This is a genomic window from Massilia scottii, from assembly GCF_030846495.1.
GTDB lineage: Bacteria > Pseudomonadota > Gammaproteobacteria > Burkholderiales > Burkholderiaceae_D > Telluria_A > Telluria_A violaceinigra.
In genome coordinates this window covers 241,942-255,815 of record NZ_JAVCWM010000005.1, presented here as the reverse complement: position 1 = coordinate 255,815, position 13,874 = coordinate 241,942, and the positions used below count along the sequence as shown (strand labels likewise).

Here is a 13,874-nt window from a genome sequence, read left to right as displayed (position 1 = left end):
CGATTCCACCAGTTGCACGAGTACCGGTTTTAACCCAGGAGCGCAACAGTGTCCGCACGCATCCTTATCATCGAAGACAATCCCACCAATATGGAATTGATGGTGTATTTGCTGAAGGCATTCGGCTATACCCCATTGACGGCGTACGACGGCGTGAGCGGCGTCGATACCGCGCGCGAGGCGATTCCCGATCTGATCATCTGCGATGTGCACCTGCCGCGTCTGGACGGCTACGGCGTGGTCGCCGCGCTCAAGGGCGACCCGGCGCTGGCCGCCATTCCCGTGCTGGCGGTCACCGCGCTGGCCATGGTGGGCGACCGCGAACGCTTGCTCGACGCCGGCTTCGACGGCTACATCGGCAAGCCGATCGAGCCGGACACTTTTGTCGCCCAGCTGGAAAGCTTTCTGCCGCTGCTGGCGCCGTCCGAACTGGTGAGCGCGCCCGAGGCCGCCCCCGCCGAGCCGGCCGGCGCGCCGGCCAGCAAGCCGCACGGCGCCGGGCAGGCCACGATCCTGATCGTCGACGACCATGTGCTCAACCGCGAATTCCTGATGACCCTGCTCGGCTACGGCGGCTACCGCCTGATCGAGGCCGCCGACGGGGTCGAGGGACTCAAGATGGTGTACGCCGAGCGCCCCGACCTGATCATCTCCGACATCCTCATGCCGAACATGGATGGCTACGAGTTTGTCATGCACCTGCGCAAAGACCCTGCCGTGGCCGGCCTGCCGGTGATCTTTTACACGGCCACCTACCGCGAGCGCGAAGCGAACAAGATGGCGCAAGCCTGCGGCGTGCGCTGGGTGCTGCCCAAGCCGTCGGACCCGGACGTGATCCTGCGCACCGTGCACGAGGCGCTCGGCATCACCGATCCGGTCCTGCTGCCCGCGTTTTCCGCGCCGGCCGCCGAGCCGAACCGCATGCTGCTGATCGATAACACGATGGCCGAGTATCTGGTCGAAGTCGAGTCGAGCAGCAGCCAGGTATTGTCGCGCATCGCCAGCCACGGCATGCCCGAGCCCTCGTACGACCTGTCGCAGATGACCGACCGGCTCTCCAGTTCCCTGTCGAGCCTGCAGGCGGTGAGCCTGCGCCTGACCGCCCTGATCGAGCTGGGGATCGAACTCGGGGCCGAGCGCGACCCGACCGCGCTGCTCGGCATCGGCTGCCGCGTGGCGCAAAACATCTGCGTGTCCAAATATGCCTGCATCGGGGTGCTCGACGAAGGCGCCGACGAACTGAGTTACTTTTCCTCGTGCGGCGAGAACCGCCTGGCGCGGGTGGTGGCGGCCACCCCGCGCGCCGGGGTGCTGGCCACCTTGCTCGACGAGTGCGTGCCGGTGCGGATGGAGGGCGTCGACGGCGATCCGCGCTCGATCGGCCTGCCGCAGGGACACCCGCCGGTGCACTCCTTCCTGGGCGTGCCGATCGCCGCGCGCGAGCGCGTGCACGGCTGGCTGTACCTGGTCGACAAACTCGGCGCCGACGGCTTTTCGGAAGTCGACGAACGCGTGGCGGTGACGGTCAGCGCGCAGATCGCGGTGGCTTACGAAAACCTGCTGCTGTACGAAGAAATCAAGCGCCACCATGCCCAGCTGACCGCCGACATGACGGCGCGCATCCGCCTCGATGAAGACTTGCGGCGCTTTCGCACCGCGATGGACGCCACCGCCGACGCGATTTTCCTGATCGACCGCTCCGGCATGGCTTTTGTGGACGTCAACGCCACCGCCTGCCGCATGCTCGGCTTCGAGCGTGAAGATTTCCTGGCGCTGTCGGCGCCGGCCCTGCCGGGCGAGGACGCGAACAACAAGCTGCGCCTGAAAGACCTGTACGAGCGCATGCTGTCGGGCGACCAGTCGGGCGCCATGACCGAAATGCTGGTGCAGCGCAAGGATGGCTCGACCCTGTCGGTCGAAGTGCAGCGCCGCACGCTGCGTTCCGGGTCGAGCTGGATCCTGGTGGCGGTGGCGCGCGACATCACCGAGCGCAAGGAATCCGAACTGCGCCTGCTGAAACTGGCCCACTTCGACACCCTGACCGGACTGCCGAACCGCAGCCAGTTCTACGCCTCGCTCACGCGCGCGCTGGAGCAGGCCGCGGAACACCGCTGGGCGGTGGGGGTGCTGTTTCTCGACATCGACCGCTTCAAGACCATCAACGACACGCTCGGCCACCCGATCGGAGACGAGCTGCTGCGCCAATTCGCCAGCCGCCTGGTCGATTCGCTGCGCGTGCGCGACACCATCGGGCGCTTCGGCGGCGACGAATTCGCCGCCATCCTGATGCTGCCCGAAGGCCCGCAGACCGCCATCGCGGTGGTCGACAAGATCCGCGAGAGCCTGCGCCGCCCGTTCGACCTGGAAGGACATGAAGCGACGGTCACGGCCAGCATCGGCATCACCGTGTATCCGGACGACGGCCTGGACGCCGACACCCTGATCAAATACGCCGACACGGCCATGTACCGCGCCAAGGAAGCCGGGCGCGATGCGTTCCGCTTCTTCACGGCGGAAATGAACGCGCAGTCGCTGGCGCGCCTGGACCTGGAAAACGCGCTGCGGCGCGCCATCGACAATGGCGAATTCGTGCTGTACTACCAGCCCAAGGTGCACATCGGGTCGGGCCGCATCAGCGGGGCCGAGGCGCTGATCCGCTGGAAGCGGCCGGGCCACGGCATGATTTCGCCCGCGCTGTTCATCCCGATCCTGGAAGAGACGGGCCTGATCGTGCGGGTCGGCACCTGGGTGCTCAACGAAGCGTGCCGCAAGATCAGCGAATGGGGCAAGACCAAGACCGGGCCGGTGCACCTGTCGGTGAACGTGTCGGGCATCCAGTTCTTCGTCGGCGGCCTGGAACAGGAAGTGCTCAATGCGATCAAGGTGCACGACATCGCACCCGAACTGCTCGAACTCGAGCTGACCGAAAGCTCGCTGATGTCGAACGCGGAAGACACCATCACGGTGCTGCGCAACCTCAAGGCGCTGGGGATCCAGATTTCGATCGACGATTTCGGCACCGGCTATTCGAGCCTGGCGTACCTGAAGCGCTTCCCGATCGACAAACTGAAGATCGATATCGCCTTCGTGCGCGAAGTGACCAGCAACCCGGACGACGCGGCCATCGTGCTGGCCATCATCAACATGGCGCACAGCCTGAAACTGCAGGTGATCGCCGAGGGCGTGGAAAAGGATGCGCAGCTGGCGTACCTGCGCCGCCACGGCTGCGACGAGATGCAGGGCTACTACTTCAGCCGTCCGCTGCCGGAAGACGAGTTCGAGCAGATGCTCAGCGACGGCAAGTACCTGATGCCGCCGCTCGACGAATCCCTGCTCAACCAGCAGACCCTGCTCATCGTCGACGACGACGCCTTCATGCTCGACGTGCTGTCGGACTTCCTGGCGCAGGACGGCTACCGCATCCTGACGGCGCAAACGGCGGCCGAAGGCTTCGACATCCTGGCGCGCCACAAGGTGCAGGTGATCCTGTGCGACCAGTGCATGCCGCTCATGAGCGGGACCGAATTCATGGAACGGGTCAAGAACCTGTGCCCGGATACCTTCCGCATCATGCTGTCGGCGTATTCGGACCTGACCCCGATCATGGCGGCGATCAACCATGGCGCGATCGACCGCTTCTACACCAAGCCGTGGAAGGGCGCGGTGCTGCGCGAGAATATCCGCGAAGGCTTCCGCCTGCACCACCAGATGCACGGGCGCCAGGCCGCGTGACAGGAGGCGGCACGCCAGCCTGCCTGAAAATCTCCCGCACCCGGAACGCATGATACGATTGCGGTCCGTTCAACGCGGTTTTCGCGCAAGAGAGATTGATGCAAACAGAGCTAGCTGCCGATATCGCCGCCATTGAGGCGATTTCATCAGTTCCCACGATCCTCGAAGCGGTCGCCGCGATCACGGGACTGCGCTTTGTCTGCATCGCGCGCGTGAGCGGGGATTCGTGGACCACCTGCGCCGTACTCGACCGGCTCGGCTTCGGCCTCAAGGTCGGCGACGGCCTCGACGTGGCCACCACCCTGTGCGAAGAGGTGCGCGACAGCGGCCGGCCCGTCATCATCGACAATGTCAGCCAGGATGCGCGCTACCGCAACCACCATACGCCGCGCATCTACGGCTTCCAGAGCTATATCTCGCTGCCGATCCAGCGTCCGGACGGCAGCTATTTCGGCACCTTGTGCGGGCTCGATCCGCTGCCGGCGAACCTGTCGAACACGGCCACCGTGTCGAGCATGAGCCTGTTCGCCCAGCTCATTTCCAAGCACCTCGAAACCGAACTGAAACTGACCGAATCGCAGTCCGCGCTGCTGAGCGAACGCGATACCTCGGAGCTGCGCGAGCAGTTCATTGCCGTGCTGGGACACGACCTGCGCACGCCGCTGTCGTCGATCCTGCTCGGCGTCGAACTGCTCAAGCGCGAGCCGCTCAGCGCGCAGGCAACGGGCGTGCTCGAACGCATGCGGCGCAGCGCGCAGCGCATCTCGACCCTGGTCAACGATGTCATGGATTTCACGCGCGGGCGCATGGGCGGCGGCATTGCGCTCAGTCTGCAAAACGAGGCCGGCCTGCAGCAGTCGCTCGAACAGGTGGTGGCCGAGCTGCGGGGCGCGTATCCGGAACACCGCATCCTGGCCGAGGTCGACCTGCCGGACGGCGTGGTGTGCGACGGTGGGCGCATCCAGCAATTGCTGTCGAACCTGCTCAAGAACGCGCTGGTGCACGGCGCGCGCGAGGAACCGGTGCTGGTGCGGGCCGGTGTGCATGCCGGCGAGCTGGAAATCTCCGTGCTCAACGGCGGGCCGGCCATCGCGCCGGCCACCATCGACCAGTTGTTCAAGCCGTTCTGGCGCGCCTCCGGCCACGCCGCCAGCGAGGGCCTGGGACTGGGCTTGTTCATCGTCGCCGAAATCGCCCGTTCGCACGGCGGCACGCTGGAAGTGAAGTCCGATCACGGCGCCACGCGCTTTACGTTCCGCATGCGCGCCGGCGAGCCGGCCGAGCGGCGCAGGGTCGCGCGCGCATGAGGGCGGCGCTGCTGACGATGCTGCTGGCCGCGGCAGGCGCCCAGGCGGCCACGGAGACGCGCGCGCTGGCCGAGGCCGAGCTCAAGTCCTTCCATGCCTACTACCAGAAGCGTTTTCCCGATAATCACAGTGCGCCGCCGGCGTTCGCGGTCACGCGCGCGAGCGTCACTGCGCCGTGGCAGGTGGCGGCCACGGTGCGCACGGCGCCCCGGCGCGGGCTCAAGCTGCTGTGCCGGATGCAGCGCATCGACTTTGCCTACGCGCCCGAGAAAGGCGAGTGGAGCGGCGGCGAACGCGCGCGCCAGTTCGTCTGGCTCGACCGCGCCAGCGGCTGCGCGGTGCCGGCCAGGCCGGTGGAGCTGTTGCAGCGCATGCCGGACACGGAACTGGTCGGCGTGCTGGCGCAGCAGGGCAAGCTGCTGGACAAGGCCCGCCTTCTGCTGGCCGGCAACACCGGCTGCGCGCGCCAGCGCTCGGCGCCGTTCGAGCTGCATGCGATCGATGTCGGCGCCACCGGCGAGGGCAGCGAAGACATGGTGGCGCTGGTGTACCGCAGCGCGCGCGACGGCGACGCCACCATCTGGGCGCGCCGCACCGGCGCCGATTACGACGCGTGGAACGCGAGCTGCCGCTGACAGGTCGGAGCAGCATCAGGTCTTGCCCGGCATCCGGCCAGCGCGGAGGCGAGCATGCACCATCCATCAAGTTCCTGTTCAATCGATCGTTTTTATGGCGGTCAACGCCTGTGAGGGCCGCGTTTCAAGGCCGGCTCACGGAAGGCAGGATACAATTAATGCAGATTGGAAATCTTGCCCGTGAGTCGAGCCGGTGCGGCCGGTCGTCTTATTCACAACAGGAAGTGTCGGAAATGACATTCACGCAGGCAATACGCAGTACGGCACTGATGGTGATGCTCGCCGTGTTTCCTCGCGCTGCAGCGGGGGGGCAAACCGCCGCGCAAGAGCCGTGCGCGAACGCCTTTACGAATATCACGCCGCAAGGTCTGGAGCAGCGTCTTCAAGGGGTGGCGACCGAACGTTCACATTGTTATGTAGATAAACTGGTGGAATGGGGTGAGAACGCAGTACCCTTGCTGATTCGCCTTCTGAATGACGAACGTCACTTTTCACGCTGTCTGGCCAGGACGGCGATTGCACGGCGCGAAGCGGCGCGAGATCGCAGCCATGCCGATGACCCGGACCCGGAAGTCTTTTTGGTCGGCGTTGGGTGCTATATGGCGGATCCGGACGATCCGGCGGAACTTGGGGCGCGCTATCTGTTGACAAGTTATCCCGATCCGGGCGCAAGGGGCGCGGTCAATCGCAAGAATTTCGATCTGTTCTGGAAATTCACTGAAGGACACGACAGCCAACGGATCGACGCGCTTCACGTGCTGCTGGCGCAGGAGAACCTGAGCCGGCATACGGTATCGGTCCTGGCGCCGTTCGTGGCCGCCATGGGCAGGCGGGCCGGCATTGCGCTGCCGCAGTTGCGGGCGGGCTTGCGCGTGCCGCATCTCGGCGCCGATCTGGTTGACCCGTTTCTCGCGGTACAAGGCAACGAGATCGGCATTGCCCACCTGTTGAAGGTGTATGGGGCCAGCAGCGATGCCGCCATGCACACGGCAATTGAGCTTGCCTTGAAAAAGCGGGCCTCGCCAGTGGAACTGGACCAGCATCTTTTCAATGCCGTGAACCTCCCGGTGCTGTTGCCTGCGGCATTGGACCTGATGCGAAAAGGCATCGCCTCGCCGCGCACCGCCGACTATCTTGCCGCCCGCCCGAACAATCCCCTTGCCATCGATGCCGCCGGGTCTGCGCCCGGCTGTACGGCGGACGTCTGTCCTGAAGTGGCATGCAGGTCGGCGAGCCTGGCGCCATTGGCGCCGTCCGACTTGCCCATGCTGAAGGTCGTGTATCGGGATGCCGCCCGTGCCGGTGCCACGGATTGCCTTGCGGCGGTGGCAGGAATGATCGCCGAGATCCGCAGCGGCCCTGCGCTTGACTTTCTTTACGAGCGTTTTTTAGACGGCGGCAACGAGGAACACACATACTTGCTGAGCCAGATCCTGATGCGCAACGTGGAGCAGCTTTTGCCGCGGATCGAAGCGGAGATAGGCGGCCTGCGCGATGGACCGCTTGCCGCCGTCGAGTCCCTGCTACTCGCGCCCGCCGCCAGGGATGCCCTGCAAAGGCAGCGCGCGCGCGTGCTGCCGGGCTTGCTGGCGCTGCCACTGCGCAAGGATGCCGACGACTTGCTGCCCGAGCCGATTTCCGGCTACGGCCTGGTGATCCGCAGCGGCCCCGGTATCCTGATCGGGCGCTATCCCGCGACCCGTGGCGCCCTGGCGGTGCGGCGCATCGGACAACTGGCGCCGATGACGCCCGAGGTAGTGAGCGCGCTGCTGCGCGTGGCGGCCGGCCCTTACGACGAGACGGGCTACCAGGCCGTTGCCGTGCTCGACAAGATCAAGAATGACGACCGCAGCCTGGGCGGCGCGCGTTTGAAGGAAATCCGGAAACTGCTCGCGAAGACGCCGCCCGGCTTTGCGCATACGCGCCTGGGAATGCTGGAGATGTATTACCGGTCTGTATTCGGCGACGATGCCAGCCCGGGGACCGAGATGGATTGACGCCCCGCGCTTTAGACAGCATGCTCTAACATAGCTCACTAGAATGGGCCGCAGCGAGCCCGATCCCCACCTCATCTACGGAGTTTCTAAATGGAAAAAAAGCTCAAGCCGCAAACGATTGACGATGACACCCAGCTGGCCGACACGGTGCGCGCCTCGGCGCACCAGGTCTGGCAGGCTGGCCTGGGCGCGTTTGCCAAGGCGCAGCAGGAGGGCAGCCGGGTCTTCAGCAAACTGGTCGAGGAAGGTAACGACCTGCAAAAACGCACCCGCTCGATGGCCGGGGAAAAGGCGGGCACCGTGGCGGAGGCCGCCGCCGGCGTGGCCGATGCCGCTGTCGGCATGGCCGACCTTGTGGGCCGCCAAGCGTCCGGCTCGTGGGACAAGATGGAGCAGGTGTTTGAAGACCGCGTCATGCGCGCACTGGTCACCATGGGCGTGCCGACCCAGAAGGAAGTCCAGGCGCTTGCCTTGAAGGTCGAGGAACTGAGCAAGCTGGTGGAAGAACTGCGCGCCAAAGGCGCCACGACGGCGCCCAAGAAGGCGGCCAAGCCAGCTGCCAAGGCGGCGGCGGCGCGGGCGCGCAAGCGCGCGGTCAAAAAAACGCCGGCGCCGGAGGGCGGGAAGGGCGCGTGACCGTACGCCGGGGTATCGTCATTGCCCCTGTGAATACATGCATGTTCGGTGTTATGCTTGCGTGAGAAAAAACACCGACCGCCCCCGCCATGCTACAGAAAGCTCCACGCCGCACCCGAGAACGCATCCTGGAATTGTCGTTGCGGCTGTTTAACGAGTTCGGCGAGCCGAATATCACGACCACGGTGATTGCCGAGGAGATGAATATCTCCCCGGGCAATCTCTACTACCACTTCCGCAACAAGGACGACATCGTCAACTCGATCTTCGTGCAGTTCGAAGCCGAGATCGAGCGCATCCTGACGGTGCCGGACGGGCGCCGCTCGAACATCGAGGACGTATGGATTTACCTGCACCTGATGTTCGAGCTGATCTGGCGCTACCGCTTCTTCTACCGCGACCTGAACGACCTGCTCTCGCGTAACCGCAAGCTCGAACTGCATTTCAAGCTGATCCTGGCGCACAAGATCAAGGTGGCCAAGGAATTGTGCGAAGACCTGCGCAGCGAAAAGTCGCTCGAAGCGTCGGACGCCGACATCAATGCCATGGCCACCAACATGGTGGTGGTGGCCACCTACTGGCTGTCGTACGAATACGTGCTCAATCCGCGCAAGTACTCGGAGCAGCAGGCCATGTCCGATGCGCTGGCGCGCGGCTGCTACCAGGTGCTCTCGCAAATCGGCCCTTACCTGCGCGGCGACACGCACCTGCTGTTCCAGAAGCTGTCCGAGGAATACCTCAAAAAACTCAAATAAGAAGCAGGAATCGATGAAGTCAATCGCAGTCTATTGCGGCGCCTCGTACGGCGCCTTGCCGCTGTACGCGGAAGCCGCGCGCGCCATGGGACGCGCGCTGGTGGGGCAGGGCATCGGCCTCGTTTACGGCGGCGGCAAGGTGGGCCTGATGGGCGTCATCGCCGACGAAGTGCTGCGCCTGGGCGGCGAGGCGGTCGGCGTGATTCCGCAGGCGCTGGTCGAACGCGAACTGGCCCATGGCGGCCTGACCAAGCTGTTCATCGTGCGCGACATGCATGAACGCAAAGCCATGATGGCCGAGCTGTCGGACGGCTTCATCGCCATGCCGGGCGGGATGGGCACGCTCGAAGAACTGTTCGAAATGCTGACCTGGTCGCAGCTCGGCATCCACCGCAAGCCGGTCGGCGTGCTCAATGCCGGCGGCTTTTACGACCTGCTGGCGGCCTTTGTCGCGCACCAGAATCGCGAAGCCTTCGTGCGCGACGAGCATGCGCGCCTGATGATGGTGGAATCCGAGCCCGAGGCGCTGCTGGCGCGCTTGCTGGCCCGCTAGCGGCCATCCCCGATCATGTCCGGCGCGACCGTGCTGGTGGTGCTGCTCGCGGCCGTGCTGCACGCGAGCTGGAATGCGCTGGTCAAGGCGGGCCCCGATAAACTTCTGAGCACGGTGCTGGTCGCCGCCGGCGCGGGCGCACTTGCCACGCTGGTGCTGCCGTTCGTGGCGCTGCCGGCGGCGGCCAGCTGGCCGTGGCTGGCCGGGTCGGTGTGCTGCCACGTGGCGTCCTATCGGCTCGTTGCCGCCGCTTATGCGCATGGCGACATGGGGCACGCCTATCCCCTGATGCGCGGCAGCGCGCCCCTGCTGGTGGCGCTGGCGGGCGTGACGCTGCACGGCGAGTCGCTCAGATGGCTGCAGTACGGCGCGATTGCGCTCATCTGCGGCGGCGTACTGGCGATGAGCCTTCAAGGGCGCGCCGCCGCCACCCCGGCCGCGCGCCGCGCCACCTCGTTCGCCTTGCTCAATGCCGTGCTGATCGCGTGTTACACCCTGATCGACGGCGCCGGCGTGCGCCTGTCCGGCGCTCCGGTCGCCTACACCTTGTGGCTGTTCGCGCTGACGGCAGGCCTGCTTTTGCTGGCGCTGGCGGGCAAGCGCCATGCGCTGCTTGCGTATGGGCGGCAGTATTGGAACACCGGCCTGCTGGGCGGCTTCGGCACCATGGCGTCGTATGGACTGGCCTTGTGGGCGATGACCATGGCACCGGTGGCCGTGGTGGCGGCGCTGCGCGAAACGTCGATCCTGTTCGCTGCGATCATCGCGCGCGTGTTCCTGCGCGAGCAGCTTGGCCCGCATCGCCTGTGCGCCGTCGGTTTGATTGCGGCAGGCGCGGTGACCATGCGCTTTGCGTGATGGCGCTGCGCCCGACCTCTGCCCAGTTGTCGCGCATCATCTCAGCAGCGCTATCAGGGACGTGAAACCCGCTGTAATTGTTGTAATCGCTGTAATCGCTGTTGTGGCGTAACGAAAAGAGGGCCGGAAATGCCTTGAGTATTTTCGATAGCATCAAGAACCTCCAACCAGGGAATGAACACGACGACGTTGATCGCTTCTGATTCGACCTGCGCGCATCGCATTTAGTTCAACCGGATGGCATCAGGCGGCATCGGCTTGCGGTGGGTACAGACTGCGCGCGGGGAGGGCACAACCGGCCTGCATGCGCGCCTGTTCGGCCAGCAGTGCGGCGATCTGGGCCGCCGGCACCGGGCGGCTGAACAGGTAACCCTGCATTTCGTCGCAGTCGTTATCGCGCAAAAAAGTGCACTGCTGCTCGGTTTCGACGCCTTCGGCGATCACGCGCAGCTTGAGCATGTGCCCGAGCGAGATCACCGCTTTGGCAATGGCCTGGTCGTCGGTATTGTCAGCCAGCTCGCGCACGAAGGATTTGTCGATTTTCAGGCTGCTGATGGGGAAGGACTTGAGCGCCGACAGGCTCGAATAACCGGTGCCGAAGTCGTCGATCGACAGCGACAGGCCCATTGCCTCCAGCTCGCGCATCTTGCCGACCGACTGCGCCAGGTCGCGCATGATCAGGCTTTCGGTCACTTCCAGTTCCAGCGCACCCGGTGCCAGGGCGCTCTCGCGCAGGGCCGCGGCGACCCGTTCGACCAGGCGCTTTTCCTCGAACTGGCGCGGCGAGACGTTGACCGACATCGTGATCGGCGCCAGGCCCGCATCCTGCCAGGCCTTGTTCTGGCGGCAGGCCGTGTGCAGCACCCAGTCGCCGATGGCGACAATCAGGCCGCTTTCCTCGGCCAGGCCGATGAAGCGCAGCGGCGACACCACCCCGTGCTCCGGATGCTCCCAGCGGATCAGCGCCTCGACGCCGAAAATGAGGCCGCTGCGCAGGTCCACCTTGGGCTGGTACAGCAGGTGGAACTGGCCGTCGTCGAGGGCGCCGCGCAAGCCTTCGAGCAGCACCAGTTTTTCTTCCACGCTGGCGTTCATCTCGCGCGCGTAGAACTGGAAGTTGTTGTTGCCCATCTCCTTGGCGCGGTACATGGCGGCGTCGGCGTTCATCATCAGCGTGTTCGGATCGGCGCCGTCGCGCGGGTACATCACCACGCCCATGCTGCAGCTGACCTGCACTTCCTGGCCCTCCAGCAGCACCGGCTCGGTGACCGCCTGGCGGATCTTTTCGAGGATGGGGGCGACCGCCATCGGATTGTCGGCCTGGTCGGGCAGGATGATGATGAATTCGTCGCCGCCGAAGCGGCCCAGGGTATCCTCGCGCCGCACGCAGGCGCTCATGCGCGCGCCGACCACCTTGAGCAGTTCGTCGCCGGCGTTGTGACCGAGCCCATCGTTGACCAGCTTGAAGCCATCGAGATCGATGAAGGCCACCGCCACGCAGCGCCCGCGCCGCTGCGCCTGCAGGATGGCCTGGTCGAGGCGGTCGCGGATCAGGCTGCGGTTGGGCAGGCCGGTCAGTTCGTCGTGGTGCGCCATGTGGCGGATGCGTTCCTCGGCCACCTTGCGCTCGGTGATGTCGCGCACGATCGCCACCACGCCGTCTTCGACCGCCACCACCTGGCGGTGCAGCCAGCAGGTGCGCCCGCCGCTCAATTCGGCCAGCCATTCGGCTTCGTGCACGCCGCCCACCAGGGTGACCTTGATCAGGTCCTCGAAGATGCCGTTGTCGCGGAAGGCCGGCAGCATGGCCGACAGGCGCAGGCCGCGCAGGCTCGGTTTGTCCATGCCGGCCAGCTTTTCGGCGCGCGTGTTGGTGGCCTCGATGACGAAGTCGGCGATCGTGCCGTCGTCGGCACTGATGCTGCGCATGACGAAAAAGGCGTCCAGGCTCGCTTCCGAGGCGGCGGCATAGGTCTCCTGGGCGCGGCGGATGCGGCGCCGCGTGCGCGTGAGCTGCCACGACCACCCGCACACCAGCGTGACGATGATGACCAGCAGCGCGCTGCCGCTGCCGGCCACCCACAGGTAGTTGCGGCGCTGCTGCTCGAAGGCGGCCATCGATTCTTGTTCCGACAGGCCGACCAGCGCGGTCAGCGAAAAGCCGTGCAGGCGGCGCACGCTGGTGTAGCGGCGCACGCCGTCCCAGTCGCTGGCGACGACCTGGCCGGCGCCGGCTTCGCGCGGCACTGGCGGCGCGCGCTGGCCCCATACCACCTTGTCGCCGATGCGCAGGGCGCGGAACACGCCGTCGGCGCCGTACAGCCCGAGCGCGCCCGACTCGCCCAGGCGCGAACGCTCGTAGCCGCTGGTGAAGTAGGCCGGGTCGACTTCGACGATGGCCACGCCGGCGAAGCGGCCATTCTTGTCGTTCAGGCGCCGCGTGAAATGCAGGTGCCAGTCGGGATTGGCGCTGTCGCGCAGGGTCTGGCTCACAAAAGGGGTGCCGGTGTCGCTGTCGCTGTCGCGGTGAAACCCGAAGTAGCTCTGGGACGAAACGTTGATCTCGCGCGCAGGCGGATTGCTGGCCACGACCATGCCGCCGCGGTCGGCGATGCTGACCACGAACACCAGGCCCGAAGGCAGCAAGCCTTGCTGGTTCAGGGCGGGCAGGGCGCCGGCCGTGCCTTTCAGCTCGACCGCGTACTTGAGCACCTTGAGGGTCTGGTCAATGCTGCCCAGGTTGCGCTGCATCTGCGCTTCGTAGGTGGCGATCAGTTCCTGGCTCGAATCGCGCGCGGCGCCGCGCGCGGCGTTGCGTTCGATGCCGATGAAGTGGTCGGTCGCCATCCAGATGATCACCAGCAGCAGCATGGCGAACAGCGGCAGCGAGATGTGGGTCTCCTGTCCCAGTCCGAGCAGGCGCGTGAAGCGGGCGCGCGGTCCGTTCATGCTCAGCGCACCACCAGCACGGCCTTGACGCTGTGATCGAGCGCCGCCTTGTCGATGTAGCCGATCAGCGCCGGGTTATCGGCCACCATGCGGCGCACGGTGGCGCTGTCGCCGGCTTCCTGCGGCGGCTGGCCGCGCCCCGTGAAGATCATCTTGGTCCAGTAAGCCTTCAGTAGTGCCGGGGTCTTGGCCGTGACGCGCGCATAGAACTCGTCGCGCAGGCCGGTGCCGATACGCTGGTCGAGCGCCACCGCTTCGGCGCCGTCGGGGAAGGTGCCGACCTGGCCGAGAAAGATGTCGGCCACCTGGTCGGCGCGCATGCTGGCGACCTGGCTTTTGGCCGAGACGATCACCACCAGGTCGGCGCCGGCCGCGTGCAGCGGCTGGAGCGCCAGGAGCGAGAGCGCGCAGGCGGCCAGCAGGCGGCGAAGAAAAGGGTTGTTCATGCCGGC

General features: G+C 65.8%; 10 protein-coding genes. 8 read left to right on the top strand and 2 right to left on the bottom strand.

Going from position 1 to position 13,874, the window contains the following annotated elements; all coding sequences use genetic code 11:
- The first annotated feature begins 48 nt into the window (after positions 1–48).
- From RBA41_RS08840 to RBA41_RS08805, 8 genes are all read left to right on the top strand, one after another.
- On the top strand, positions 49–3,732 hold the full coding sequence (locus RBA41_RS08840; protein ID WP_306623158.1) for an EAL domain-containing protein: 3,684 nt from the start codon (positions 49–51) through the stop codon (positions 3,730–3,732).
- Between the two features lie 98 nt (positions 3,733–3,830).
- Positions 3,831–5,039, top strand: a complete 1,209-nt coding sequence (locus RBA41_RS08835) for a GAF domain-containing sensor histidine kinase (RefSeq protein ID WP_306623155.1) — start codon at positions 3,831–3,833, stop codon at positions 5,037–5,039.
- Positions 5,036–5,674 (top strand): hypothetical protein, encoded by a 639-nt coding sequence (locus RBA41_RS08830; protein ID WP_306623153.1) that lies wholly within the window; start codon positions 5,036–5,038, stop codon positions 5,672–5,674. Before RBA41_RS08835 ends, RBA41_RS08830 begins: the two co-directional genes overlap by 4 nt.
- Before the next feature lie 158 nt (positions 5,675–5,832).
- Positions 5,833–7,671, top strand: a complete 1,839-nt coding sequence (locus RBA41_RS08825) for a hypothetical protein (protein ID WP_306623151.1) — start codon at positions 5,833–5,835, stop codon at positions 7,669–7,671.
- A gap of 90 nt (positions 7,672–7,761) precedes the next feature.
- The gene (locus tag RBA41_RS08820) at positions 7,762–8,307 is read left to right on the top strand and encodes a phasin family protein (RefSeq protein ID WP_306623149.1); all 546 of its coding nucleotides are present in this window, start codon (positions 7,762–7,764) and stop codon (positions 8,305–8,307) included.
- Positions 8,308–8,396: 89 nt separating this feature from the next.
- Positions 8,397–9,062, top strand: coding sequence for a TetR/AcrR family transcriptional regulator (locus tag RBA41_RS08815; protein ID WP_054263370.1), 666 nt, complete (start codon positions 8,397–8,399; stop codon positions 9,060–9,062).
- A 13-nt stretch (positions 9,063–9,075) separates the two neighbouring features.
- Positions 9,076–9,615 (top strand): LOG family protein, encoded by a 540-nt coding sequence (locus tag RBA41_RS08810; protein ID WP_306623145.1) that lies wholly within the window; start codon positions 9,076–9,078, stop codon positions 9,613–9,615.
- 15 nt (positions 9,616–9,630) lie between these two features.
- Positions 9,631–10,473 (top strand): EamA family transporter, encoded by an 843-nt coding sequence (locus tag RBA41_RS08805; protein ID WP_306623143.1) that lies wholly within the window; start codon positions 9,631–9,633, stop codon positions 10,471–10,473.
- A 243-nt stretch (positions 10,474–10,716) separates the two neighbouring features.
- Here the strand turns inward: RBA41_RS08805 and RBA41_RS08800 are convergent, their stop codons facing one another.
- Together RBA41_RS08800 and RBA41_RS08795 are read right to left on the bottom strand one after the other, a co-directional pair.
- Complete coding sequence (locus tag RBA41_RS08800) at positions 10,717–13,422, bottom strand: bifunctional diguanylate cyclase/phosphodiesterase (RefSeq protein ID WP_306623141.1); 2,706 nt, start codon at positions 13,420–13,422, stop codon at positions 10,717–10,719.
- Between the two features lie 2 nt (positions 13,423–13,424).
- Positions 13,425–13,868, bottom strand: coding sequence for a type 2 periplasmic-binding domain-containing protein (locus RBA41_RS08795; protein WP_306623138.1), 444 nt, complete (start codon positions 13,866–13,868; stop codon positions 13,425–13,427).
- Positions 13,869–13,874 lie beyond the last annotated feature (6 nt).